This is a genomic window from Actinomycetospora aurantiaca (genome assembly GCF_037401875.1).
Classification (GTDB): domain Bacteria; phylum Actinomycetota; class Actinomycetes; order Mycobacteriales; family Pseudonocardiaceae; genus Actinomycetospora; species Actinomycetospora aurantiaca.
The window spans coordinates 195,879-219,783 of record NZ_JBBEGN010000003.1 but is presented as its reverse complement, the minus strand read 5'-3'; the positions used below and the strand labels follow the sequence as shown (position 1 = coordinate 219,783).

Here is a 23,905-nt window from a genome sequence, read left to right as displayed (position 1 = left end):
TCACTCGCGCGGCTTCTCCCGCATCTCGTAGGTCATGATCTTGTCGTCGACCTTGATGTCGTTGAACGACCCGAGCGTCAGACCGCACTCGTAGCCGTCGCGGACCTCGGTCGCGTCGTCCTTGAACCGCCGCAGCGAGGCGATGGTCAGGTTCTCCGCGATCACCGCTCCGTCGCGCACCAGGCGGGCCTTGGCGTTGCGGCGGATGATCCCCTCGGTCACCAGGCAGCCGGCGATCGTGCCGAACTTGGAGGAGCGGAACACGTCGCGGATCTCCGCGGTGCCGAGCTCGACCTCCTCGTAGATCGGCTTGAGCATGCCCTTGAGGGCCGCCTCGATCTCGTCGATGGCCTGGTAGATCACCGAGTAGTAGCGGATGTCGATGCCCTCGCGGTTGGCCAGCTCGGTGGCCTTGCCCTCCGCGCGGACGTTGAAGCCCATGACGATGACGTTGGACGCGATCGCGAGGTTGATGTCGCCCTCGGTGATCGCACCGACGCCGCGGTGCAGCACGCGCAGCTGCACCTCGTCGCCCACGTCGATCTTCGTGAGTGCGTCCTCGAGCGCCTCGACGGTACCCGAGTTGTCACCCTTGATGATCAGGTTGAGCTCGTTGGTCTCCTTGAGCGCGGCGTCGAGGTCCTCGAGCGAGATGCGCTTGCGACGGCTGGCCAGCTCGGCGTTGCGCTCGCGCGCCCGCCGGCGGTCGGCGATCTGCCGGGCCACGCGGTCCTCGTCGACGACCAGGAACGTGTCGCCCGCGCCCGGCACCGACGTGAAGCCGATGACCTGCACGGGGCGGGAGGGCAGCGCCTCCCTCACGTCCTCGCCGAACTCGTCGAGCATCCGCCGGACGCGCCCGGAGGCGTCGCCCGCGACCACCGAGTCGCCGACGCGCAGCGTGCCGCGCTGGACCAGGACGGTCGCGACGGGGCCGCGGCCGCGGTCGAGGTGCGCCTCGATCGCGACGCCCTGGGCCTCCATGTCGGGGTTGGCCCGCAGGTCCAGCGAGGCGTCCGCGGTGAGCAGGACGGCCTCGAGCAGCCCCTCGATGTTGATGTTCTCGCGCGCCGAGATGTCGACGAACATCGTGTCGCCACCGAACTCCTCGGCGACGAGGTTGTACTCGGTGAGCTGCTGACGGATCTTGGAGGGGTTCGCCCCCTCCTTGTCGATCTTGTTCACCGCGACCACGATCGGCACGTCGGCCGCCTGGGCGTGGTTGATCGCCTCCACCGTCTGCGGCATGACGCCGTCGTCGGCCGCCACCACGATCACCGCGATGTCCGTGGACTTAGCACCACGGGCACGCATGGCGGTGAACGCCTCGTGACCCGGGGTGTCGATGAAGGTGATGGCCCGCTCGACACCCTCGAGCTCGGTCTCGACCTGGTACGCGCCGATGTGCTGCGTGATGCCACCGGCCTCGCCCTCGGCGACCTTCGTCTTGCGGATCGTGTCCAGCAGACGCGTCTTTCCGTGGTCGACGTGACCCATGATCGTGACGACCGGCGGGCGCGCCTCGAGGTCCTCGTCGTCACCCTCGTCGGAGCCGTAGCTGATCGAGAACGACTCCAGCAGCTCGCGGTCCTCCTCCTCGGGGGACACGACCTGGACGTCGTAGTTCATCTCGCCGCCGAGCAGCTCGAGGATGTCGTCGGACACCGACTGGGTGGCCGTGACCATCTCGCCCAGGTGGAACAGCACCTGGACCAGCGACGCCGGGTTGGCGTCGATCTTCTCGGCGAAGTCGGTCAGCGACGCGCCGCGGGGCAGCCGGACGGTCTCGCCCTTGCCCTTCGGCAGGCGGACGCCGCCGACCGACGGCGCCTGCATGTTGTCGAATTCCTGACGCTTCTGCCGCTTCGACTTACGTCCGCGACGCGCAGGGCCACCGGGCCGCCCGAAGGCACCCGCGGCACCGCCGCCACGACCACGGCCACCGCCGCCACCGGGGCGTCCGCGGAAGCCGCCCGCGGGCGCGCCGCCGCCACCGCCACCGGGGCCGCCACCGCCGCCGGGACGGAAGCCACCGCCACCGCCACCGGGACGACCGCCGCCACCGGGACGGCCACCGGGGCCACCACGGCCGGGGCCGCCGGGACCGCCGCGACCGGGAGCACCGGCCGGACGGGCCGGCATCATGCCGGGGTTCGGGCGCGGGGGCATGTTGCCCGGGCTCGCGCCGCCCGTGCCGCCGGGACGCGGCGGACGGTCTCCTCCGGCCGGGCGCTCGCCGTCCCGCGGCGGGCGCGGCATCGGCGCCTCGCCGTCGCGCGGCGGACGCGGCGGGCGCTCGCCCTGCGCGCCGCCGCCGGGACGCGGTCCCTGCGGGCGGGGCGGGGCACCGGAGCCGACGCCGAACGGGTTGTTGCCGACGCGCGGGGTCTTCGGCCCCGGACGCGGGGCCTGCGGGCGCGGTGCGGCGGCGGTGTCGCCACCGGCCGACGCGGCCGCCGGACGCTGCTGCTGCTGGCCGGGACGCGGCGCGCCCTGACGGTCGCCGCCCGGACGCTCGCCACCGGGGCGCTCGCCACCGGGGCGCTCGCCACCCTGACGGTCGCCACCCTGACGCTCGCCGCCCGGACGGGGCTGGCCCTGCCCGGGACGGCCGCCGCCCTGACGCTGATCGCCGCCGCGGTCGCCGCTCGGACGCTGCGACCCCGGCTTCGGGATGCCGCGCGGACGGTCGCCGCCGGGACGGGGCCCGGGCCGGTCGGAGCCGCCGGACGGCGCCTCACCGCCGGGGCGCGGGGTGTCGGCCGGCTTCGGCGCGGCCGGGGCCTCGGGCGCCTCGGGGGCCGCCGACGCGGCGGGGGCCGCGGGAGCGGCCGGAGCCGCCGGGCCGGGCCGGGGTGCCGCGCCGGGACGCGGGCCGGGGGCCGGGGCGGACCCGGTCGACTGCCCGCTGCCGTTCCCCGAGGACGGTCCGCCGGAGCGGGCGCCGGGGCGCGGACCGCGGGACGAGCCGCCGTTGCCGCCGCTGTGCATGGAGTCGCGCAGCTTGCGCGCGACGGGAGCCTCGACGGTCGAGGACGCGGACTTCACGAACTCGCCGAGGGACTCCAACTGCGAAAGTACCTGCTTGCTGGTGACGCCGAGCTCCTTCGCGAGCTCGTGCACCCGGGCCTTGCCTGCCACTGATCTCCTCATTCTCGAGGTCGGCGGCGTGCCCGCGACCTCGTGTCCTACGCCTGCGCGCTCATCGCGAGTGCTTCACGGCTGGCTCATGGGGGTCGACCTGCTTCCTGGTTCTCCGACTCCGACGGGCGTCGGGGCCGTGGTCCGCGTCGGACGGTGCCGGCTGCGGGGCGAGCAGTGCGTGCAGGGCACCGAGATCCAACGGCCCCGGGACGCGCAGCGCCCGGGGGAACGCCGACCGGCGCTCCGCGCGGTGCAGACAGTCGGCGTCGGGATGCAACCACGCACCCCGCCCCGGCTCACGACGCCGTGGATCGGGCACACAGGTCCCGTCCACGGCCACCACTCGCAGCAGTTCCGACACCGGCCCCCGCGATCGGCACCCCACACAGGTGCGCACCGGTCCTTCGATCGGTGGAACCTCGTGGTGAGCCGGACGGGTCCGGGCCATGTCTGACTCTACCGCGTCGCGGGATCGCCGCCGAAGCCCCGTGCCCACCGTCAGGGCGCGACGAGGTCGGACCCGGGCTCGGCGTCCGAGCGGATGTCGATGCGCCACCCGGTCAGCCGCGCGGCGAGGCGGGCGTTCTGGCCCTCCTTACCGATGGCGAGCGAGAGCTGGTAGTCGGGGACGACCACCCGGGCCGCGCGGGCCCGCAGGTCGACGACCTCCACCGAGACCACCTTGGACGGCGAGAGGGCGTTGCCCACGAACTCGGCCGGGTCGTCCGAGTGGTCGATGATGTCGATCTTCTCCCCGTGCAGCTCGTCCATCACGCCGCGGACCCGCGCGCCCATCGGCCCGATGCACGCCCCCTTGGCGTTCAGCCCGGGCACGGTCGAGCGCACCGCGATCTTCGAGCGGTAGCCCGCCTCGCGGGCGATCGCGGTGATCTCCACCGCGCCGCTGGCGATCTCGGGGACCTCGAACGCGAAGAGCTTGCGCACCAGGTTCGGGTGGGTCCGCGAGAGCGTGACCGCCGTGCCCCGCGGGGTGCGCGAGACCCCGATCACGTAACAGCGGACCCGCTCGCCGTGTTCCAGCTTCTCCCCCGGCACCTGCTCGGCCGACGGGATCACGCCCTCGACCGTGCCGATGTCGACGACCACGACGCCGCGGGCGTTGGCCTTCGCGTCGCGCTGCACGACCCCCGAGACCACCTCGCCCTCGCGCGTGGCGTACTCGCCGTAGCTGCGGTCGTTCTCGGCGTCGCGCAGGCGCGCGACCACGACCTGCCGCGCGGTCGTCGCCGCGATCCGGTCGAAGCCGGCGGGGGTGTCGTCGACCTCCCCGACGGTCTCGCCGTCCTCGCCGGTCTCGGGCACCAGCACGCGGATCTCACCCGAGTCCCGGTCGACCTCGGCACGCGCGCCGGGCGTGTCGCGCCCGGTCTGGCGGTAGGCGGTGAGCAGGGCCGACTCGATCGCCGAGACCACCGTCTCGAAGGCGATGTCCTTGTCGCGCTCGATCGCGCGCAGGGCCATCAGGTCGACCTTCACCGTGTCTCCTTGTCGGTCCGGTCGGCGCGCAGGGCCTCCACCTGGGCGTCCGACGCCGGCTTGAACTCGACCTCGATGCCGGCCCGCTCGACGCGGTCCAGCGGGACCTCCTGCAGCCCCTTCCCGACGGCGAGCGTCACCGCCGAGTCGGTCACCGCCCCGACCCGGCCCGAGAGCTTCGTCCCGTCGTCCAGGGTGACCGCCACGCGGCGCAGCCACGCCTTCCGCCAGTGCCGCGGCTCGGTCAGCGGGCGGTCGGTCCCGGGGGTGGAGACCTCCAGGGTGTACTCGCCGAGCACCGCCCCGTGGGCCTCCTCGTGGGCGTCGACCGCCGCCGAGACGTCCCGGCTGATGGCGGCGACCGCGTCGAGGTCGACGCCGCCGGCCGGTCCGTCGTCGACGGCGGGGGCGTCGGGGGTGTCGACGGTGACGCGGACGACGTGACGGCGGCCGGCGGGGCGGACGTCGAGGTCGTCGAGCACGAAGCCGGCCCGCTCGACGACGTCGGCGACGACGGGCGTCAGGGCGGTCGCGGCGGCACCGGTGGGTGAGCCCACGGGCACGGGGGGTCCTCCTCCAGGGGGGCGGGAGCGGTGGCTCCAGGGTAGTCCCGGGGTCGGCTGGCACGATGAGCGGTGATGCGCACCGTCCGGCACCCCGTCGCTGCGCTCGCCCCGACCCTGTCCCGCCGTTCCTTCACCTTCCTGACGGCGGGTGTGGTCGTGTCGGGCGCCGCGGGGTGCGCACGCGACGAGGGCCCGGACGAGCTCGAGGCGCCCTGGGCCGCGGCCCGCGCGGACGCGGCCGCCGCCGCCGCGGCGGCCACCGCCTTCCCCGACGCGGCGGCCCGGCTGACCCCCGTGGCCGAGGCGCGCCGGGCCCACGCCGACGCGCTGGCCACGGAGATCCGGCGCGCCCGCCCGGACCGCTCCGAGGTGCTCGACGCGCCCGCACCCGCCGTCGGGACCCCGCCGTCGGCCGCCGAGGCGGTGACCGCTCTGCGGACCTCGGTGGGGGCGGCCAGGGAGGCCGCGTCGACGCTCGCGGTGTCCACCGCGCGCTACCGCGCAGGGCTCGTCGCGTCGGTCGCCGCCTCGTGCGCCGGCTGGGCGGAGGTGCTCGCCTCGTGACGGCACCCGTCGACGGGTCCGCGGGACTCGAGGCCGTCCGGGCGGCGCTCGGCGCCGAGCACGCCGCGGTCTGGTGCTGCGGCCTGGCATCGGCGTTCCTGCCCGCGGCCGCCGCCCAGCCGCTGGCGGACGCGGCGCTCGCGCACCGACAGCGGCGGGACGCCCTGATCGCCCGGCTCGAGGCGTCCGGGGAACGGGCCGCGCCCGCTGCGGCCGCCTACGCGACCCCGCGGCCGGTGACCGACGGCGCGAGCGCGGCCGCGCTGCTCGTCGTGGCCGAGGACGACGTCGCCGTGGCGTGGCGGGCGGTGCTCGAGCGCACCGACGACCGCGACCTGCGCACGACCGGTGTCGCCGCCATGACGGCGTCCGCGACCGTGGGGTGGCGGTGGCGCCGGCTCGCCGGGATCACCCCCGAGGTGCCGCCGCTGCCGGGGTCACGCTAGGGACGGAGCACGATCACGAGTTCGTGAGCGACACGCGCAAGCCCTGCTGCGACACGCTCACGAGGTCCTGACCGCCCTACTGCGACGAACCCTCCCGCAGGCCCAGCGCCGCCCGGGCGAGACGGTCGAGGCTGGACTCCGAGGCCGAGCCGGAGCCCGTGGCGTCGGTCTCGGCGATGACGACGGTCTCGCCCAGCTGCGTGGAGGAGTACCCGCCGCCCGCGACCCCGCTCGGCGCGCCGGGGTAGCCGCGGCCCTCACGGAGCAGGTCCGCGACGTTGCCCGTGCCCGACGAGTCGACCAGCGACTTCAGGGCGGCCGCGGAGGGCGCGTCGTGCATCCGCACCACCGCCACGGACGCCACGACCGGGGTGCCGCCCGACTCCGCGGTCCACAGCGCGCGGTCGAGCTGCACGCAGGGCCGCTCGCGGAGGAACTGCACGGCCAGGCCGTAGGCGTGGCCCTCGCAGGTGGGCTCGGTCGCGACGACGCGCTGGGTCCACGAGACGCCGTCGACGACCTGGACCGGCTCGGCGGCGATCTCCTCGGGCGCCGTGCCGGTGCTGCGCACGACCAGCACGGCCGTCCCCAGGGCGACCGCGAAGGCGGCGACGGCCGCCACGCCCAGGCCGCGCCACGTCGAGACCCAGCCCGGCAGGGCGACCTCGCGGCGACGCGCGCGGCGCCGTCGTCCGGAGCTCTCCGAGGCATCGGGGGTGCCGAGCCGCGGCGACTCCTCCGGGCCCCCGACGGCGAGCGCCGCGGTCGCCGGCCGCGCGAGGGGCCCGCCGGGGTTGGAGAGGGCGGCCGACCGTGCGGTGGGGACCGGGCCGGGTGGCAGCGAGCCGGGGAAGCCCGCCGTCACGAGGTCCGCGGGGGCCGGGACGAACTCCGCGAGCCGCCACGCGGCGAACAGCCGTCGCACCTCCGCGACGTCGAGCACGGTGGGGCCGGAGGAGGCGGTGAGGACGAGGCGGGCGGCAGTCGCGACGCCGACCTCGGTGTCCTCGTCGGTGCGCTCCGGGTCCTCGGGCACCACGCGGCCCGGGCGTCCGCCGGCGATCGGGAGGACCTGGCGCGGGGCCGTCGGGGTCGGGTCGGCGAGCGCGAGCAGGCGGTCGATCTCGGCCGCGGCCCGCTCCTGCGAGCCCCCGCCGGCGCCGGAGGGCACCGGGACGCGGTCACCCGCCGGCACGAGGCCGAGGACACCGTCCGGACGCAGCACCAGGGCGTCGAGCACGCCGTCCGGCCCGCCGGGCAACGCCACCGCCAGCCCCGGGGCCGTCGGCAGCCCGTCGAGCAGCCGCCGGATCCGGTGGATCCGGTGCGGCGCGATCCCGTGGCGGGGATCGGGGGCGACGAGGAGCATCCGACCTCCACGATCGGGTGACAGCGGGCGGCGCTCACGGTAGCCCGCGAGATCACGGAAGCGTCACGACCCCCGCCGTGTCGCGTCGATCACCCGCCCGGCCGACGCCGCTCGCCGATCCGGGCCACCATCGGGGTGAGCACCCGGGCCACTCCGGGCAGCACTCCCTGTGTCCGGGTGAGCCAGCCGCGCCAGGTCGGCAGGACGCGGAGCTGGCGCCGCGCGTCGAGCATCGCCATGCCGGCCGCGACGACCTCGTCGACCCCCAGCACCCGCGGCCCCGTGAACAGCAGCGCCGACGACGGCCGGTCGGAGACCGCGCGCAACAGCTCCGTCGAGACCGCGTCGGGGCACAGGGCGAGGCAGCGGATCGGCCGGCGGGCGCCACCGAGCTCGGTGTGCAGGGCCTGGGAGTACGACAGCGCCGCCGCCTTCGACGCGCCGTAGACGGCCAGCCCCGGCGTCGGGCCGAGCCCGGAGAGCGAGACGACGTTGAGGATGTCGCCCCGGCGCATCACGTCGACGGCGGCCCGGCACCCGTGGATCACCCCGAGCGTGTTGATCTCGACCGTGGCGACGACCTCCGCGTCGCTCGCCTCCCACACCGGCGCGGTGGACAGCACCCCGGCGTTGTTCACCCACACCGCCACCTCGCCCAGGTCGGCGGCGGCCGCGGCGACGGCGCGGTGGGCCCCCGGGTCGCGGACGTCGAGGGGCAGGGGCGTCGCCGGCCCTGGCAGCTCCTCCGCGGTGCGCCGGGCGGCGTCGCCGTCCACGTCGGTGACCACGACGTGCCGCCCCCGCTCGCTCAGGGCTCGCGCCAGCCCGGCCCCGATGCCCCGCCCCCCGCCCGTGACGACGGCGACGTCGGTCATGTGGTGCTCCTCCCGGTGTCAGCAGTGCGGCCATGCTGACGCTGGACGTCAGAAACGCCGTCAGTACGGCCGCGCAGTCTGGCGCATAGGCTGCACCGCGATGCACAGCGAGGAGATCGAGGTCCGGACCGGCGGGGGCGAGACCGTCCGGGACGTCACGGCGGAGTGCGAGCGCTTCCTGCGCGACGCCGGCGCGGACGACGGCCTGCTGCACGTCTTCGTCCCGCACGCCACGGCGGGCCTCGCGATCATCGAGACCGGCGCCGGGTCGGACTCCGACCTCCTGCGCCAGCTCCACGAGCTCCTTCCCGCCGACGACCGCTGGGGCCACCGCCACGGCTCCCCCGGCCACGGCCGCGACCACGTGCTGCCCGCGCTGATCGCACCGTCGATGAGCGTGCCGGTGCTCGGCGGGCGGATGGCGCTGGGGACGTGGCAGTCGGTGTGCCTGGTCGACACCAACGGCGACAACCCGTCGCGCAAGATTCGTCTCAGCCTGCTCGCGGGGTGAGTCCAGCAGGCATCCTGGGGGACGTGAACACCGACGTCCTCGTGGTCGGCGCCGGACCGGCCGGCTCGTCGGCCGCCGCCTGGGCCGCGCAGGCGGGGCACGACGTCGTCCTGCTCGACGCCGCCGTCTTCCCCCGCGACAAGGCCTGCGGCGACGGCCTGACCCCGCGCGCGATCGCCGAGCTGACGAAGCTCGGGCTGGGCGACTGGGTCCGCGGCCGCGGCGAGAACCGGGGCCTGCGGGCCGCCGGGTTCGGGCAGCTCCTGACGCTGCCGTGGCCGGGCGGGTCGCTGCCCGCGCACGGCGGGGCGGTCGCGCGCACCGAGCTCGACGCCCGGATCCGGTCCGTGGCACTGGAGCGCGGGGCGACCCCGGTGGAGGGTCGGCGCGCGGTCGACGTCGAGTTCTCCGGCGACCGGGTCTCCGCGGTCGTCCTCGACGACGGGTCACGGATCGGCTGCCGCTCGCTCGTCGTCGCGGACGGGGCCCGCTCGACGCTGGGCCGCGTGCTGGGCCGGGTGTGGCACAAGGACACCGCGTACGGCGTGGCCGCGCGGGGCTACATCCGCTCCGGCCGGCACGACGACCCGTGGATCTCCTCGCACCTCGAGCTCCGCGGCACCGACGACGAGGTCCTCTCGGGCTACGGCTGGGTGTTCCCGCTGCACGACGGGTCGGTGAACATCGGCGTCGGCACCCTCGCCACGGACAAGCGCCCGGCCAACGTCCGGCTGCGCTCCCTCATCGCGCACTACGCCGACCAGCGCCGGGAGGACTGGCAGCTCGACGGCGAGGTCCGCGACGTCGCGTCGGCGCTGCTGCCGATGGGCGGCGCGGTCTCGGGCGTGGCGGGCCGGAACTGGGCTCTGGTCGGCGACGCCGCCGGCTGCGTGAACCCGCTCAACGGCGAGGGCATCGACTACGGCCTCGAGACCGGCCGGCTCGTGGTGGAACTGCTTGGTACCGACGACTGGTCGCTCGCGTGGCCGGCCACCCTGCGTTCCCACTACGGCTCCGCCTTCTCCATCGCCCGTCGCCTCGCGAAGCTCCTGACGATGCCCCGGTTGTTGCCGCTGGCGGGTCCGGTCGGCATGCGGTCGAAGGCGTTGATGACGGTGGCCCTGCGCGTCATGGGCAACCTCGTCACGGAGGAGGACCACGACGTCGTCGCGAGGGCCTGGCGCCTGGCCGGCCGGGCGTCCCTACGCGCCGACGAGCTGCCTCCGTTCCCCGCCGCGGATCTGCGGACCCCTGTCCGCCGAGTGCGACACCACGCAGGATCCGGCGCTGCCGAACCTGCCTGATGTCGCACTCGACGTGCTCGCTCAAGGCGTGATGACGACCTTCAGCGCGAGGTTCGCCGCGGCGTTGCCGAAGACGTCGTAGGCCTCGTCGATCTGGTCGAACGTGAACGAGTGCGTCCCCATCTTCTCGGCGGGGATGCGCCCGGACGCGACCATCTTGAGCAGGGTCGGGATCGAGACGGTGTCGACCAGGCCCATCGTCATGGTCACGTTGGAGATCCACATGTCCTGCATCGGGATCTCGACCGGGGTGCCGTGCACGCCGACGTTCGCGATCGTCCCGCCCGGCCGCACGAGCGAGGCCGCCGTCAGCAGGGTCTCCGGGTAGCCGACCGCCTCGATGGCGACGTCGACGCCGAGGCCGTCGGTCAGCCCGACCACGTCGGACACCGTCCCCGGCCCGACCTCCACGGCATCGGTCGCCCCGAACTCCAGGGCCTTCTCCAGCCGGAACTTGTTCGAGTCGATCGCGATCACCTTGGAGGCGCCCCACAGCCCCGTCGTCAGGACCGCCGAGAGACCCACCGCCCCGGCCCCGACCACGGCCACCGTGTGGCCCGGCCGCACGCCGCCGGCGAGCACGCCCACCTCGTAGCCGGTGGGCAGCGAGTCGGCCAGGAAGATCGCCTGCTCGTCGGTGACCTCCGGCGGCACCGCGTAGAGGGAGGTGTCCGCGTAGGGCACCCGAACGAACTCGGCCTGGGTGCCGTCGATGAGGTGGCCGAAGATCCAGCCGATCCCGCCGACGGTCTGGCAGTGCGACGGCATCCCCCGCTGGCAGTACTCGCAGCGCCCGCACTTGGTGATCGCCGGGACGAGCACCCGGTCGCCCACCGAGAACCCGCGGACCGCGTCGCCGACCGCCGTGATCGTCCCGACGGCCTCGTGGCCCAGGATCCGGCCGTCGGTCACGGCCGCCACGTCGCCCTGCAGGATGTGCAGGTCGGTGCCGCAGATCGTCGTCGTCTCGACCTTGACGACGACGTCGGTGGGTTCGGCGATCGTCGCGTCCGGGACGTCCTCCCACGCCTTGCGTCCGGGACCGTGGTAGACAAGGGCCTTCATCGTGAGAACCTCCGCTGGTTCGCCGCCTCGAGCGTCCTCGACGCTAGTGGCGCAGCACACACCCGGACTGTCCGATATCGGGACGATCCGACCCGCCGTCGGGAAGGCACCTCTCCCCGACTGTCCCGGCCTCGGGACAGCTCCGGCTCAGGCGATGTAGCTGATCCCGAAGGCGTCGATCTTGCGGTAGAGCGACGAGCGGGCGATGCCGAGCATCGCGGCCGCCTTGTAGCGGTTCCCGCGGGTCTCGTAGAGCGCGTGGATGATCGCGTCCGCCTGCGCGGTCTCGAGCATCGTCAGGCGCGGGGCGCTGGTGAAGCACAGCGCGGGCAGGTCCGGCGGCTGCACGATCCCGACCGGCTTGCGCGCCACCACGTACCGCAGCACGTCCTCGAGCTCGGCGATGTTGCCCGGCCACGCGTAGCCCTCGAGCACCCGGACCACCTGGTGGGACAGCCGCAGCGAGCGCGCGCCGCTCATCGCCCGCAGCACGGCCTGCGCGATCCCGGCGAGCTCGTCGGAGCGGTGGCGCAGCGCGGGGACGCGCACCGTGTCGTGGAAGTGGCGCAGCAGCAGCCCGTACGGCCGGCCCGCGTCCACCGCCGCCGAGTCCAGAGCGCCGACCACGACCACCCGGCCCGGCATCGCCGTCAGCGGCCGCAGCGCCTCGTCGAGCCGGCGGGCCGCGACCGGGGTGAGCGCGTGCATCCCGTCGAGCAGCACCAGGTGGGCGTCCGGGCCGACGGGCCGGAGCCGCAGGTCGTCCAGGGGGCGCGAGCAGTCCACCGTCGTCGAGGTCCCGCGCGGGAAGAGGTGGGTGAACCGCTCCCGCGCGAGCGTCCGCTTCCCCACCCCGGTCTCGCCGACCAGCAGCAGGTGGCGACGGTGCCCGAGCGCGGCGGTGGCGTCGCGGCGGATGCGCTCGTAGGGGCCGAACAGGTCCTGCGTCGCCCGCCGACGGGCCTCCTCCCCCGTTCCCGACGACGGGTCGCGGTGCAGGTCCGCGGCGAAGTCGCGGCGGGCGGTCGGCGCGACGTGCGAGCCCTGCCGGCGGCGGGCTTCGCGCGCGGCCACCCCGACCGTGCCGACGGCGTGCGACGCCACCGGCCCGCCCGCGAGGACCGCGCCGAACACCTCGCCGTCCTCGCCGCGGACCTCGCGCAGGTCGACCTCGGCGCACACGCCCGAGGGGAGGTCGAGGTGGCGCGGCCCGCCGGTCTCGTCGAGCAGGACGCTCGCGGTGAGGGTGTCGCCGAGGGCCTGCCGGTCGGGGTCGGGCAGCGCGGCGACACCGCGCCCCAGCCACGTCTCGTCGCCGGTCGCGGCCACCACCCAGGGCACGCCCTCCGCCCGCAGGGCGCTCATCGCGTCGTGCACGGCGAGGACGCGGCGCCGGCGGTCGCGCTCGCCGTGGTCGGTCACCGCGTCCGCGAGGAGCCGCGCGAGGGCGAGCGACACCGGGTCGTCGTCGTGCGTGATCACGACGACGAGCCCTCCCGCCACGGGGGCGGCCGCCTCGCGCAGGACCCGCCACGCCGGGTGCAGGTGCTCGGGGCCCTCGACGACCGCGGCACGGCCCTCGTGCGCCGCGACGGCCGCCGCCGTCGTCCCGACCGCCGCCTCGTCGCACCGGTGGCCCGGGACGAGACCGGCCGCGTCGAGCAGCTCGCCGAGCACCGGGTCGGTGTCGTAGCGGACGCGGACGACGCCGTCGTCGCCGACGAGCGCGACCGAGCAGCCCGTCTCCGGGTTCTCGCGCACGAACCGGTGCAGCACCGAGTCCGCGGCCGCGACCAGCGGCCCGCCGTCGTGATGACCGACGAACGGCGGGTCCCCCGGCTCGGGCCCCGAGCGCTCCCACGACGCGACGATCTCCTCGCGCACCACGCCCGGCGACAGCGCCGCCCGTCCGCCGTACCGGAACCGGCCGCGGGCGGCGTCGAGCACCCGACCCGCCGTCACGCACCGACGGTAGGCCGACCGACCGCGCGTCCACCAGAAACCGGCCGCTGCGGCAGACCTTGCACGCGGCCGCTCAGGCCGGCGGGTCCCACGCCGGCATCGGCTCGCCGCGCAGCGAGGCCGCCAACCGGGCGAGGTACCAGGTCCAGCCGGCGGCGAGGTCGTCCCGGGGAACGGACCCGTCGAGGCGCTGCACGAGGACCAGCTCGCTGCCGTCCCCGGCCGCCGACAGGGTGAGGTCCAGGTGCCACGAGGTGTCGCCGGAGGGGAGGTCGACGACGAGGCGGTGGGGCGGCTCGCAGACCTCGATGGCCACGTCGACCGGGTCGTCCACCTCGCCGCCCGCGTCGACCTCGCCGGTCATGGTGAAGGTGACCGTGCCCGTCGTCGGGTCGCCGGTCCAGGTCCCGATCCAGCGGCCGAGCCGCTCGGACTCGGTGAGCGCGGACCAGACGTCCTCCACCCGGTCGGGGTAGGTGCGGCGGACCACGAGGTCCTCAGCCGGTGCGGTCACGATCGGTCTCCTCGTGTCGCCGGGCGCGCCGGCCGCGGCGCACCTCGGTGTCCAGGGCGTCCAGCCGGGCGGCCGGTCCCGTGAGCGGTCGGTCGTCGGAGGCCGCGCGGGCCAGGCCCTCGGCGCTCGTCACCTCGTCCAGCGCCAGCGCGACCGCACCGTGCAGCGCGGCGTCGGCGCCGTGGACGCCGTCGCGGACCGGGGTCGGCGCCGACCGGCGCCAGCTCATCAGCCCGGCACGGTAGGCCTCGTCGAAGGCGGCCCCGCGCAGCTGCGGGGCGAGGCCGCCCAGCACGACGACGTCGGGGTCGTGCGCGTTGACCAGCCCCGCCACGCCCCGTCCCAACGCCGCGCCCGCCGCCGCGACCGCCTCGCGGGCCGGGGGGTCGGTCCGGTCCAGCACGGACGCTGCGAACGTCCGGGGATCGTCCGGGGCGGGCAGGTCGAGCCGCCGGGCCAGGCCGTACCCGTCGACCTCCGGGCCCCAGCAGCCCCGGGCCCCGCACGCGCACGCCACGGCCGGGTCGCCGAACGGCAGGTGGCCGAACTCGCCGGCGGCGCCATGCGCCCCGGTCTGCGGGCGGCCGTCGATCAGCAGCGTCCCCCCGAGCCCGACCTCGACCAGCAGCGACAGCGCCGTCCCGGCCCCGGCCGCTGCCCCGGTGCGGGCCTCGGCGAGCCCGGCGAGGGTCGCGTCGTTGCCCTGCAGCAGCGGGACGGACGCTCCACCGACCACCCGGGCGAGGTCCAGCGAGGTCCAGTCCAGCTCACCGGAGCGCACCACCCGTCCGTCGGACATCGGGGCCGGGAACGACACGGCCAGCGCGAGCGGCGTGCCGTCGCGGTCCGCCACCGCCGCGGCGACCTCGTCGGGGCACTGCCGCACCCGACGCCCGGACGCGACCAACGCGGGCACGCCGTCGAGGCCCGCGACGCCGAGCCGCCAGTCCTCGTGGCGCAGGTCGAGGGCGAGCACGGTCGGGCCGCCGGCCGCGGGGGCCAGGCGGGTGGTCGGGCGACCGCGACCCGCCACCGGCGCCCGCTCCTCGGCCACCCAGCCGGCCTCGCGCAGCCGCGCCACGGTCTCCGTCGCCGTCGCACTGGAGAGCCCCAGGCGCTCGGCGAGGACGACGCGGGTCAGCCCCGGATCGCGGCGGACCTCCCCGAGCACGCGTGCCGCGGTGCGCCAGCGGTCCACGGCGGCCCGCGAAGGGCGAGCAGCATCACTGTGCCCGCGCTCGTCGTCGCTGCCCATCGGGAACACACGACCATTATCCTCGGTTGGCGAGGAAAAGCTGCGTCGAGATGAACGGAGGGGTGATGACGGTGGACGCGGTGCTGTTCGACATGGACGGCACCCTCGTGGACTCCGACGCCGTCGTCGAGCGGGTCTGGCGGGCCTGGGCCCGCGAGCACGACGTGGACGAGGACCTCGTCCTGACGACGATGCCCGGTCGCCCCGCCGCCGACACCGTGCGGCTCGTGCGCCCCGATCTCGACGCGGACGCCGAGGGCCGTCGCCAGCTGGAGAAGGAGTACGTCGACCTCGACGGCGTCGTCGCGACCCCCGGGGCGCTGGCGCTGACCGCCGAGCTCGACCGCCGCGGCACCCCGTGGGCCGTCGTCACCAGCGCGGACGCCCGGCTCGCGGCGTTGCGCCTGGGTGCCGCCGGCATCACGCCTCCGCTGCTGGTTACCCGCGACCAGCTCACCCACGGCAAGCCCCACCCCGAGGGCTACCTGCACGCCGCCGAGCAGCTCGGCGTCGACCCGACCCGCTGCCTCGTCGTCGAGGACACCGCGACCGGCGCCGACGCCGGCCGCGCGGCCGGCGCCCGCGTCGCCGGCCTGAAGGGGATCAGCGCCGATCTCCCCCTGACCACCCTGAACGACCTCCTGGAGGTGACCCGATGAGCACGGTGCTCGAGCCGACCACGACCACCGCACCCCGGCGCCCACGCATCCCCGCCGCCGTCAGCCTCGCCGCGCTCTCGCTCGGCGGCCTCGCGATCGGCACCACCGAGTTCGCCTCCATGGGCGTGCTCCCCGGCTTCGCGGCCGATCTCGGCGTCTCCGTCCCGACGGCGGGGGCGGCCATCAGCGCCTACGCCCTCGGCGTCGTCGTCGGCGCCCCGCTGATCGCGATCGCCGGCGCCCGCTGGTCCCGCAAGCGGCTGATCGTCGCCCTCGCGGTCACGCTGGTCGTGTTCAACGCCCTGTCCGCGATCGCGTCGTCGTTCCTGCCGTTCGTGGCCCTGCGCTTCCTCTCCGGCCTGCCCCACGGCGCCTACTTCGGGACGGCGGCCGTGCTGGGCGCGGCGCTCGTCGAGCCGGCGAAGCGGGCCCGGGCGCTGGCGACGGTGATGCTCGGGCTGACGATCGCGAACATCATCGGCGTCCCCGCCGCCACGTGGCTGGGCGAGACGTTCGGCTGGCGGTCGGCCTACGTCGCGGTCACCGTGATCGCGCTGATCACGGTCGCCGCCGTCGTGTTCCTCGTGCCGGACCCCCCGCACGCGCAGGGCGGCAGCATCCGCGGCGAGCTGACGGCCTACACCCGCCCGCAGGTCTGGCTGACCCTCGGCGCGATCGCCGCCGGCTTCGGCGGCCTGTTCGCGGTGTACAGCTACATCAACCCGATCCTGACGGCGAACGCCGGCATCGACCCCACGACGATCGCCCTGCTGCTCGGCGCCCTCGGCATCGGCATGACGGTCGGCAATGTGGTCGGCGGCCGGCTCGCCGAGCGGGCCCCGCGGGCGACGATCGCGGTCGCGCTCGGCGTCTACACCCTGGTGCTGATCGGGTTCGTGTTCGCCTCCTACCACGCGGCGACCGCCGCCGTCGGCCTGTTCCTGCTCGGTTTCGTCGGCCTGTCGGCCGGACCCGCGCTGATGGGCCGTCTGATGGACTTCGCCGCGGAGGGCCCGTCGCTGGCCGCCGCGAGCTTCCACTCCGCGTTCAACGTCGCGAACGCGATCGGCGCGGCCCTCGGCGGGGCAGTCCTCGCCGCGGGCCTGGGCTACGACGCCCCGGCGCTGGTCGGCGCGGCGCTGCCGCTGCTGGGCCTGGCGGTGTTCGGCGTGAGCGTCGCCCTGGAGCGGCGGCAGGCCTGACGCAGGACCTGTCGTCGGGAAGGCTCTTCCCGACGACAGGCCTCAGGCGCCTCCGGTCAGCGCCGTCACCACCTCGTCGACCGCCACCTCGCGCCGCTCGCCCGACCGACGCTCGGTCACCTCGACGACGGCGTTCGCCAGGCCGCGGCCGACCGTGATCGACGTCGGCATGCCGAGGAGCTCGGCGTCCGCGAACTTGACCCCGGGCGAGGCCTTGCGGTCGTCGAGGATCACCTCGAGCCCGGCCTCGGCGAGTCCGGCCGCGATCGTCTCGGCGGCCGCGCGCTGGGCGTCGTCCTTGCCGGCGATGACGATGTGGGCGTCGTAGGGCGCCACCTCGCGGGGCCAGACCAGGCCCTTGGCATCCGCGTGCTGCTCGGTGATCGCCGCGACGGCGCGGGACACGCCCACGCCGTAGGAACCCATCGTGATCGTGACGGGCTTCCCGTCGGACCCGAGCGCGGTCAGCCCCAGCGCCTCGGCGTACTTGCGGCCGAGCTGGAAGATGTGGCCCATCTCGATCCCGCGCGCGGCGACCAGGGGCCCGGCGCCGTCGGGCGAGGGGTCGCCCGCCCGGACCTCGGCGGCCTCGATCGTGCCGTCCGGGGTGAAGTCGCGGCCGGCGACCAGGTCGAACACGTGCCGGCCGGGCTCGTCGGCACCGGTGACCCACGCGGTGCCGGTGACGATCCGCGGGTCGACCAGGTAGCGCACGCCGTTCTTGGCCAGCCCGACCGGCCCGATGTAGCCCTTGGTGAGGAACGGGTTCCGGGCGAAGTCGGCGTCCTCGAGCAGCGCGACCTCCGCGGGCGAGACCGCCGCCTCGAGCCGCTTCATGTCGACCTCGCGGTCGCCCGGCACCCCGACCCCGAGCAGCTCCCACTCGGCCGCGCCCGGCAGCCGCGTCTTGACCATGACGTTCTTCAGCGTGTCGGCCGCGGTGTAGTCCCGGTCCGGCGCGATGTCGCGGGCGACGGCGACCAGCGAGTCGATCGTCGGGGTGTCCGGGGTGTCGTGGACGACCGCCTCCGGCTTGTCGTCGACCGACTGCGCCGGCGGGGCGGGGATGGACACCGCCTCGACGTTCGCCGCATAGCCCGACTCCAGGCAGCGCACGTAGGTGTCCTCGCCGCTCTCGCAGGGCGCCAGGAACTCCTCGGACGCCGACCCGCCCATCGCCCCGGACATGGCCGAGACGATCTGGATCTCCAGGCCGAGCCGGTCGAAGAGCTTCTGGTAGGCCACCCGGTGCGCGGCATAGGACTCGGCGAGGCCCTCGTCGGACAGGTCGAACGAGTAGGAGTCCTTCATCGTGAACTCGCGCCCGCGCAGGATGCCGGCGCGCGGCCGCTCCTCGTCGCGGTACTTGGTCTGGATCTGGTAGAGCGTGACCGGGAAGTCCCGGTACGACGAGGTCTCCCCCTTCACCATGAGCGTGAAGAGCTCCTCGTGCGTCGGCCCGAGCAGGTAGTCGGCCTTCTTGCGGTCCTTGAGCCGGAACAGCGCGTCGCCGTACTCGGTCCAGCGGCCGGTGGCCTCGTAGGGCTCCTTGGGCAGCAGCGCCGGGAAGTGGACCTCCTGGCCGCCGATCGCGTCCATCTCCTCGCGCACGATGCGCTCGACGTTGCGCAGCACCCGCATCCCCAGCGGCAGCCAGGAGTAGATCCCCGGCGCCACCCGGCGCACGTACCCGGCCCGCACCAGCAGCCGGTGGCTGATCACCTCGGCGTCGGCCGGGTCCTCGCGCAGCGTGCGAAGGAACAGCTCGGACATGCGGGTGACGCCTCGTGCCATGACGAGAGCCTAACGACGGCCCGCACCCCGGATTCCCGGGTCCCGTCGTTCGTCGCCGCGGGTCAGACTGCTCCCGTGTCGCGCCGGGTCGCCCTGCTCGCCCTCGCTCTCGTGCTGGTGGGGTGCGCCGGGCCGTCGGCGGTCTCCACGACCGCCTCGCCGGTCGCCGCGGCCCCGGTCCCCACGCGTCCGGTCGGCGTCGCCTGGCGGTGGACCTCCCCCGCACCGCTGCACGACGTCCTCCGGGCCGGCGCCGGGGTCGTCGCGGTCGACGACGAGGGCGTCACGGCCCTCGACGGGTCGTCCGGGGCGGAGCGCTGGCGGTACGCGGTCCCCGGTCGGCGGCTCACGGCGGCGCAGGCCGGTCCCGACGGCAGGTCGCTCGTGCTCCTGCACGACGGCGGGTCGGTCACCGTCCTCGACGCCCTCACCGGGGCGCCGCGGTGGGCCGACGAGGTCGACGGCGAGCCGGTCCCGCTGCTCACCGACACCGTCGTGGTGCTGGCCCGGTCCTCCGCGGGCGGCGTGGAGCGCGAGGCCCGCGACCTCGCCACCGGCGACCGGCTCTGGACCCGCGGCACCGCCCCGGGCTGCGAGGAGCGGACCGTCGACGCGCAGTGGTCGCTCGGGACGGTGCCGGCGGCCGCCCGGTGCGCCGGCCGCACCGTGCTGCGCGGGCTCGACGAGCGCACCGGGGACGACCGCTGGACCGTCGACGCGGAACCGTCGGAGGCGGCGGGCGGGGCGGGCCTCGCGTCCGCGACGGACGGGACGCTCGTCGTCGTGACCGGGCCGGAGCCGCGCCTGCTCGTCGACCCGCGGACCGGGTCCGTCCGGGCGCGGGTCCCGCGCGTGGCCGGGTCGCCGCTGCTCGGCGCGGGGCTGCCGCGCATCGAGCTGCTCAACCGGATCGTGCCGGCCGTCGCGGTCCTCGACCTCGCGAGCGGCACGGCCGTGCCCACCCCGCCGACGGCGTGCGCGGACCCCGCTCTGCTCGTGCTGCCCGCGACGACGGTGCAGGCGTGCTCGGACGAGCTGGGCGACTCCGCCGTCGTCGGCACCGGGCCACCGATCGAGCTCGGGGCTCTCGCTCCCGACGACGGGGCACCGCTGGGCCGCCCCGCCCGGACCCCGGAGGACCCGGTGCTCGTGGCCGCGCCCGGCGCCGTCGTGGTCGCGAACCGGTCGAGCCGGACGGTGGTCGTCGGGCTGCGCTGACCGGCTACTGGTAGGTGACCAGGTCCGGCGCGGGCGCCAGGGCGAGCGCCTCGGCCGGCATGAGGGTCGGCGTGTCCTCGTCGATGAACAGCTTGAAGCCCAGGTGGAGCTGCTGCGGGCGCTGCAGCTGCTGGTACTTGCCGATCTTGTTCGGCGGGGCGCCGAAGCCGTCGATGTGCTGCACGACGGCGAGCTGCGGCGGGGTCTGCAGCCGCTCCGGGTTGGTGATCATGTTCGACGTGAACTGGTGCACGACGAACAGCTTCTGCGGCAGGTTCGCGGTCGCGACGATGTTCGCGAGCCAGCTCGAGACCTGGTTGACCTCGTCGGCGGTGACCGTCCCGATCTGCTCGCCCGGGACCTGGCCGGGCCCCATCCGCCACTCCGGGTCGAGCGCGAGGCCGACGTCGGGCTCGCGCAGCAGCGCCTCCCAGGGGCGCACCGCGGTCATGAAGTCCGCCCGCCCGGGCTGCACGTCGATGATCATGACCTGCTGCTTCGCCCGCGCCGCCGCGAGGTACTCCCGGGCCTCGGCCTCGTCGATGTTGCTGTGGTAGGTCCCGTCGGGCCCGGGCGTGCTGTTCGCGATCCCGACGATGAGCTCCATCGCGGGCAGCACGGTCTTCCCCGGCGACGCGAACGGCGCCGCGGCCGCCTCGAGCTTCGTGGCCGCGTCCTGCGGCGAGCCCTCGCCGAGGATGCCGAGCGAGTCGGTCCCGGCGGTGCCGTAGTAGGCGACGACCCGGTGCTGCGGGAAGAACGTCGTGCCGCCCCGCGGGAGCTGCGGTGGGGCCGGCGGCGCGGCAGGACCGGGCGGGGGCACCGTGACCGCGGCGTTCGGGGCTGGGGCGGCGGCGGGCTCGTCCGAGCCGGCGTGGTCGGTGATGAGCGCGACCAGCCCGAGGAACGCCGCGAGCACCAGGGCCGCGAGGACGAAGGCGAAGAGCACGCGGCGACGACGACGGCGGTCGCGGACGACCCCCGGCCGCGGGCCCGCCGGGGCGGGCTCCTCGACCGGGGACATGACGTCGGTCCGGTCGGACGGCGTGATCTCGGTGCGCTCGGCCGCGGACTCGGGTTCGGACTCGGGTTCGGGCTCGGGTTGGACGGCCGGGGTGGGCTCGCCCCTCTCGACGGTGGTCGCCGAACCGTGTCCTTCGGACCCGGTTGCGGAGGTCGTCTCGTCGCTCCGGGTCCGGTAGCGGCCCGCGACCGCGCCCACGGCCGCCCCTGCGCCCGCCGCGGCCACGGCGGCCCCCGCGCCTCGACCGTCACCGTCGTCGTCCGCGTCGACCTTGCGGATCAGCCCGGTCTGACGGTCGTCGACCGACGCGGCGGGCTTCTCGGTGGCGGCCTTCTCGGTGGCGGCCTTGTCGGCGGCCGCCTTGTCGTCTGCCGCCTTCTTCTCGGCAGCCGCCTTCTCCGCGGCCGCCTTCTCGTCCGCGGCCTTCTTCTCGGCAGCCCTCTCGGCGGCGGCCTTCTCGGCGGCGGCCTTCTCCCTGGCGGCCTTCTCGTCCGCGGCCTTCTTCTCGGCAGCCCTCTCGGCGGCGGCCTTCTCGGCGGCGGCCTTCTCCCTGGCGGCCCTCTCGTCTGCAGCCGCCGTGTCGGCGGCGGCCTTGTCCCTGGCGGCCTTGTCGTCCGCAGCCGCCTTCTCGGCGGCGGCCTTGTCCGCGGCGGCCTTCTCCGCGGCGACCTTCTCCTGGGCCGCGACCCGCTCCGCGGCCGCCGTCTCGGCGGCGGTCGGGGCCTTCGCGGCCGGCACGGTGACCATCTCGCTCGGCGTCCGGGTACTCGCGGAGTCGTCGGCCGCAGCACCGGCGGCGCCCACGGTCCGCCACGGCGGGGTGCGCGGGGCGATGCCGGGTTCGGGGCGCTCGCGGGTCGGGGTCCGGGCCGGCGCCTCGGGCGGCGACGATGGCGCGGGGCCGCGGCTCCAGCCGAAGACGGAGCGCCGCGGAGCGGGTCCGTCGGGGCGGGTCGGGGCGTCCGGGACCGGCCGGGGCCGCTCCGACGAGGACGGCTCGTCGCGTGTCGGCGTCTCCGCGGGCTCGTCCGGAGCAACGTCGGTCGCCGCGGTCCCCGCCGGCTCGTCGACCGGCTCGTCGGCCGTCCCGACCGGCTCGGGGCGGTCGCCGCCACGGCCCCGTCGCGAGCGCAGGAGGGAGCGCCCGCGCTCCCGGCCCCGCGGCTCGTCGTCGGGAAGGTTCTCCGGGGATTCCCGCGGGGCGGGCGGCTCCATCGGCTTCAGCGTCACCTCGTCGGGACCGCCCCAGCGCATCACGCCCTCCTCCGCTCCCCCGGGCGCGACGGAGCGCCCACACCCGACGTCACACCGTAGGCAGCGGCGGCACATTTCGCGGCACATCCGCCCCGCGTGTCACATCCGTATCACCCCGGGGAGCCCTGTGCCCGTCAGGTCAGGCCGAGCACCGAGAGCGCCAGCCGGGCCGCCTCCCCGCCCTCGGACTCGGCGAGCGCCAGGGCCGTGGGCACGTCGAGGTCGTCGAGCAGGGCCGCGAGCACCGCGTCGGCGGCCGCCTCGCCGTCGACGTGGCGTCCGGCCGCGGAGAACAGGCGCTCGAGGCGGTCGGCCGCGGCCCCCACGTCGTCGGGGGCCACGTCCCAAGCCGATGCCCAGGGCCGGTCGAGGACGAGCAGCCGGACGGCGGCGGCCGGCCACGACTCGAGCAGGTCCGAGACCAGCACCAGGTTGCCGGCCGACTTCGCCATCTTCGCGCCCTCGACCTGCACCGTCCCCACGTGCAGCCGCGCCCGCGCGAACGGCCGCACCCCCGTCATGGCCTCGGCCATCGCCCCCATGGCCGTGTGGTGCGGGTGGCGCAGGTCGGCGCCACCGACGTGCAGGTCCACCGCCGGGCCGAGCACCGAGACCGCCATCGCGGCGCACTCCGCGTGCCAGCCCGGCCGGCCGTCACCCCAGGGGCTCGGCCACGCTGCCTCACCGGGCAGGGCGGGCCGCCAGACGGTCGGATCGGCCGGGTCGTCGGCGCGGGCCGAGGGCGCGACCTGCGAGGACCCGTCGTCGGGAACGTGTCCGTCCAGCCCGACCGCGGACGCGCGCAGCAGGATCTCGCCGTCCCGCTCGTAGGCCACGCCCCGGTCGAGCAGGCCCGCGGCGAGCCGGACGACGTCCTCCACGTGGTTGTGCGCCCGCGGCTCGTGGGCCGGCGGGCGGACGCCGAGGGCGGCCATGTCGCGGTCGAACCGGAACTGGCCGACCGCGGCGAAGCTGTCGAACCGGCTGCCGGCCCGTTCGGCCGCGGCGTCCAGGACGTCGTCGACGTCGGTGACGTTGCGGCAGACCTCGACCGACACCCCCGTGCGGCGCAGGACGCGGGTCGCGACGTCGGCCCACACGAAGGTCGCGGCGTGGCCGAGGTGGGTGGTGTCGTACGGGGTGATGCCGCAGACGTAGGCGCGGGCGTGCCCGACCAGCGGCAACGGCTCCCCGGCGAGGACGAGGGTTCCAGTCACGTCCCCATCCTGCCCGCCGGTTCAGCGCTTCCGCGTCGAGCGCCGCCACTGGATCATCCGCCCGAGCCCGGGGATCGCGAGGAGCAGCACGCCGGCGATCGCGGAGAAGAGCATCCAGATGCCGAGCGGCAGCTCCGCCTGCAGGCCGAGGAACTGCACCCGGGCCGGGTCGAGGTTCTGCAGGATGAAGATCAGCAGGAAGACCAGGACGACCGCGCCGAGGATCAGGCCGATCCACGCGCCGCCGATGCGGGTCCGGCCGGGGCCGGTCCGCGGCGTCGCGTGCGTCCGCGTGGGCGCCCCCGCGGTCCCGCCCGGCATGCGCTCGGTCTCGCGCTCGGCGGGCGGGGTGCTCTCCGGCCGGGTGACCGTCGAGTGCTCGACGGTGGGGCCGTCGGCGGGGGACGGCGCGGTGAGGTCGGGCGTGGCCGCCCCGTCCTTCTCGGTCATGCGGCACATCCTGGC

The 23,905-nt window shown here is 75.7% G+C and carries 21 protein-coding genes; 7 read left to right on the top strand and 14 right to left on the bottom strand.

Annotated elements, in window-relative coordinates:
- The 4 genes from infB to rimP form a co-directional block, all read right to left on the bottom strand.
- Entirely contained in the window at positions 1 to 3,141 is a 3,141-nt protein-coding gene (gene infB, locus WCD74_RS08860) for a translation initiation factor IF-2 (protein WP_337694479.1), read from the bottom strand.
- A gap of 61 nt (positions 3,142 to 3,202) precedes the next feature.
- The gene (locus WCD74_RS08855; RefSeq protein ID WP_337694478.1) at positions 3,203 to 3,592 is read right to left on the bottom strand and encodes a YlxR family protein; all 390 of its coding nucleotides are present in this window, start codon (positions 3,590 to 3,592) and stop codon (positions 3,203 to 3,205) included.
- A gap of 50 nt (positions 3,593 to 3,642) precedes the next feature.
- Positions 3,643 to 4,641: a transcription termination factor NusA gene (gene nusA, locus WCD74_RS08850; RefSeq protein ID WP_337694477.1), complete on the bottom strand. Its 999-nt coding sequence runs from the start codon at positions 4,639 to 4,641 to the stop codon at positions 3,643 to 3,645.
- Positions 4,638 to 5,198 carry a ribosome maturation factor RimP gene (rimP, locus tag WCD74_RS08845; RefSeq protein WP_337694476.1) on the bottom strand — a complete coding sequence of 187 codons (561 nt, stop codon included), beginning with the start codon at positions 5,196 to 5,198 and terminating at the stop codon, positions 4,638 to 4,640. Before rimP ends, nusA begins: the two co-directional genes overlap by 4 nt.
- Before the next feature lie 81 nt (positions 5,199 to 5,279).
- Here rimP and WCD74_RS08840 point away from each other — a divergent pair, with 81 nt between their 5' ends.
- Entirely contained in the window at positions 5,280 to 5,771 is a 492-nt protein-coding gene (locus tag WCD74_RS08840; protein ID WP_337694475.1) for a hypothetical protein, read from the top strand.
- Positions 5,768 to 6,217, top strand: coding sequence for a DUF4439 domain-containing protein (locus WCD74_RS08835; RefSeq protein WP_337694474.1), 450 nt, complete (start codon positions 5,768 to 5,770; stop codon positions 6,215 to 6,217). The genes WCD74_RS08840 and WCD74_RS08835 overlap by 4 nt, the downstream gene beginning before the upstream one ends.
- A gap of 76 nt (positions 6,218 to 6,293) precedes the next feature.
- On the opposite strand, the gene WCD74_RS08830 is transcribed toward WCD74_RS08835, so the two are convergent.
- Entirely contained in the window at positions 6,294 to 7,586 is a 1,293-nt protein-coding gene (locus WCD74_RS08830; RefSeq protein WP_337694473.1) for a hypothetical protein, read from the bottom strand.
- 89 nt (positions 7,587 to 7,675) lie between these two features.
- Complete coding sequence (locus WCD74_RS08825) at positions 7,676 to 8,461, bottom strand: SDR family NAD(P)-dependent oxidoreductase (protein WP_337694472.1); 786 nt, start codon at positions 8,459 to 8,461, stop codon at positions 7,676 to 7,678.
- Positions 8,462 to 8,561: 100 nt separating this feature from the next.
- Here WCD74_RS08825 and WCD74_RS08820 point away from each other — a divergent pair, with 100 nt between their 5' ends.
- Both WCD74_RS08820 and WCD74_RS08815 read left to right on the top strand, forming a co-directional pair.
- Positions 8,562 to 8,972, top strand: coding sequence for a secondary thiamine-phosphate synthase enzyme YjbQ (locus tag WCD74_RS08820; RefSeq protein ID WP_337694471.1), 411 nt, complete (start codon positions 8,562 to 8,564; stop codon positions 8,970 to 8,972).
- Positions 8,973 to 8,995: 23 nt separating this feature from the next.
- Positions 8,996 to 10,276, top strand: coding sequence for a geranylgeranyl reductase family protein (locus WCD74_RS08815; RefSeq protein WP_337694470.1), 1,281 nt, complete (start codon positions 8,996 to 8,998; stop codon positions 10,274 to 10,276).
- Between the two features lie 21 nt (positions 10,277 to 10,297).
- Here WCD74_RS08815 and WCD74_RS08810 read toward each other — a convergent pair whose 3' ends face one another.
- The 4 genes from WCD74_RS08810 to WCD74_RS08795 all read right to left on the bottom strand — a co-directional run bounded on the left by WCD74_RS08810 (position 10,298) and on the right by WCD74_RS08795 (position 15,072).
- On the bottom strand, positions 10,298 to 11,341 hold the full coding sequence (locus WCD74_RS08810; protein WP_337694469.1) for an alcohol dehydrogenase catalytic domain-containing protein: 1,044 nt from the start codon (positions 11,339 to 11,341) through the stop codon (positions 10,298 to 10,300).
- A gap of 147 nt (positions 11,342 to 11,488) precedes the next feature.
- The gene (locus tag WCD74_RS08805) at positions 11,489 to 13,303 is read right to left on the bottom strand and encodes a helix-turn-helix domain-containing protein (protein ID WP_337694468.1); all 1,815 of its coding nucleotides are present in this window, start codon (positions 13,301 to 13,303) and stop codon (positions 11,489 to 11,491) included.
- Between the two features lie 73 nt (positions 13,304 to 13,376).
- Positions 13,377 to 13,817: an SRPBCC domain-containing protein gene (locus tag WCD74_RS08800; RefSeq protein ID WP_337694467.1), complete on the bottom strand. Its 441-nt coding sequence runs from the start codon at positions 13,815 to 13,817 to the stop codon at positions 13,377 to 13,379.
- Positions 13,801 to 15,072, bottom strand: coding sequence for an ROK family transcriptional regulator (locus tag WCD74_RS08795; protein WP_337694466.1), 1,272 nt, complete (start codon positions 15,070 to 15,072; stop codon positions 13,801 to 13,803). The genes WCD74_RS08800 and WCD74_RS08795 overlap by 17 nt, the downstream gene beginning before the upstream one ends.
- A 65-nt stretch (positions 15,073 to 15,137) precedes the next feature.
- Here WCD74_RS08795 and WCD74_RS08790 point away from each other — a divergent pair, with 65 nt between their 5' ends.
- Both WCD74_RS08790 and WCD74_RS08785 read left to right on the top strand, forming a co-directional pair.
- A complete protein-coding gene (locus WCD74_RS08790; protein WP_337694465.1) occupies positions 15,138 to 15,731 on the top strand; it encodes an HAD-IA family hydrolase in 594 nt (197 codons plus the stop codon).
- Positions 15,728 to 16,933 (top strand): MFS transporter, encoded by a 1,206-nt coding sequence (locus WCD74_RS08785; RefSeq protein ID WP_337694464.1) that lies wholly within the window; start codon positions 15,728 to 15,730, stop codon positions 16,931 to 16,933. Before WCD74_RS08790 ends, WCD74_RS08785 begins: the two co-directional genes overlap by 4 nt.
- A 42-nt stretch (positions 16,934 to 16,975) precedes the next feature.
- On the opposite strand, the gene WCD74_RS08780 is transcribed toward WCD74_RS08785, so the two are convergent.
- Positions 16,976 to 18,727 (bottom strand): proline--tRNA ligase, encoded by a 1,752-nt coding sequence (locus WCD74_RS08780; protein ID WP_337694463.1) that lies wholly within the window; start codon positions 18,725 to 18,727, stop codon positions 16,976 to 16,978.
- A gap of 75 nt (positions 18,728 to 18,802) precedes the next feature.
- Here WCD74_RS08780 and WCD74_RS08775 point away from each other — a divergent pair, with 75 nt between their 5' ends.
- Positions 18,803 to 19,945, top strand: coding sequence for an outer membrane protein assembly factor BamB family protein (locus tag WCD74_RS08775; protein WP_337694462.1), 1,143 nt, complete (start codon positions 18,803 to 18,805; stop codon positions 19,943 to 19,945).
- A 4-nt stretch (positions 19,946 to 19,949) separates the two neighbouring features.
- Here WCD74_RS08775 and WCD74_RS08770 read toward each other — a convergent pair whose 3' ends face one another.
- The 3 genes from WCD74_RS08770 to WCD74_RS08760 all read right to left on the bottom strand — a co-directional run bounded on the left by WCD74_RS08770 (position 19,950) and on the right by WCD74_RS08760 (position 23,890).
- Complete coding sequence (locus WCD74_RS08770) at positions 19,950 to 22,223, bottom strand: hypothetical protein (protein WP_337694461.1); 2,274 nt, start codon at positions 22,221 to 22,223, stop codon at positions 19,950 to 19,952.
- Between the two features lie 134 nt (positions 22,224 to 22,357).
- Positions 22,358 to 23,440 carry a cysteine--tRNA ligase gene (locus tag WCD74_RS08765; protein WP_337694460.1) on the bottom strand — a complete coding sequence of 361 codons (1,083 nt, stop codon included), beginning with the start codon at positions 23,438 to 23,440 and terminating at the stop codon, positions 22,358 to 22,360.
- A 21-nt stretch (positions 23,441 to 23,461) separates the two neighbouring features.
- Positions 23,462 to 23,890: a LapA family protein gene (locus WCD74_RS08760; protein WP_337694459.1), complete on the bottom strand. Its 429-nt coding sequence runs from the start codon at positions 23,888 to 23,890 to the stop codon at positions 23,462 to 23,464.
- Positions 23,891 to 23,905: the final 15 nt, after the last annotated feature.

What these genes read in the sequence shown, in the direction of transcription:
- WCD74_RS08810 (WP_337694469.1), bottom strand. Translation starts at nt 11,341, where the DNA reads ATGAAGGCCCTTGTCTACCACGGTCCCGGACGCAAGGCGTGGGAGGAC.
- WCD74_RS08830 (WP_337694473.1), bottom strand. Translation starts at nt 7,586, where the DNA reads ATGCTCCTCGTCGCCCCCGATCCCCGCCACGGGATCGCGCCGCACCGG.
- WCD74_RS08840 (WP_337694475.1), top strand. Translation starts at nt 5,280, where the DNA reads ATGCGCACCGTCCGGCACCCCGTCGCTGCGCTCGCCCCGACCCTGTCC.
- WCD74_RS08820 (WP_337694471.1), top strand. Translation starts at nt 8,562, where the DNA reads ATGCACAGCGAGGAGATCGAGGTCCGGACCGGCGGGGGCGAGACCGTC.
- WCD74_RS08790 (WP_337694465.1), top strand. Translation starts at nt 15,138, where the DNA reads ATGACGGTGGACGCGGTGCTGTTCGACATGGACGGCACCCTCGTGGAC.
- WCD74_RS08825 (WP_337694472.1), bottom strand. Translation starts at nt 8,461, where the DNA reads ATGACCGACGTCGCCGTCGTCACGGGCGGGGGGCGGGGCATCGGGGCC.
- WCD74_RS08770 (WP_337694461.1), bottom strand. Translation starts at nt 22,223, where the DNA reads ATGCGCTGGGGCGGTCCCGACGAGGTGACGCTGAAGCCGATGGAGCCG.
- WCD74_RS08795 (WP_337694466.1), bottom strand. Translation starts at nt 15,072, where the DNA reads ATGGGCAGCGACGACGAGCGCGGGCACAGTGATGCTGCTCGCCCTTCG.
- WCD74_RS08855 (WP_337694478.1), bottom strand. Translation starts at nt 3,592, where the DNA reads ATGGCCCGGACCCGTCCGGCTCACCACGAGGTTCCACCGATCGAAGGA.
- WCD74_RS08785 (WP_337694464.1), top strand. Translation starts at nt 15,728, where the DNA reads ATGAGCACGGTGCTCGAGCCGACCACGACCACCGCACCCCGGCGCCCA.
- WCD74_RS08760 (WP_337694459.1), bottom strand. Translation starts at nt 23,890, where the DNA reads ATGACCGAGAAGGACGGGGCGGCCACGCCCGACCTCACCGCGCCGTCC.
- WCD74_RS08780 (WP_337694463.1), bottom strand. Translation starts at nt 18,727, where the DNA reads ATGGCACGAGGCGTCACCCGCATGTCCGAGCTGTTCCTTCGCACGCTG.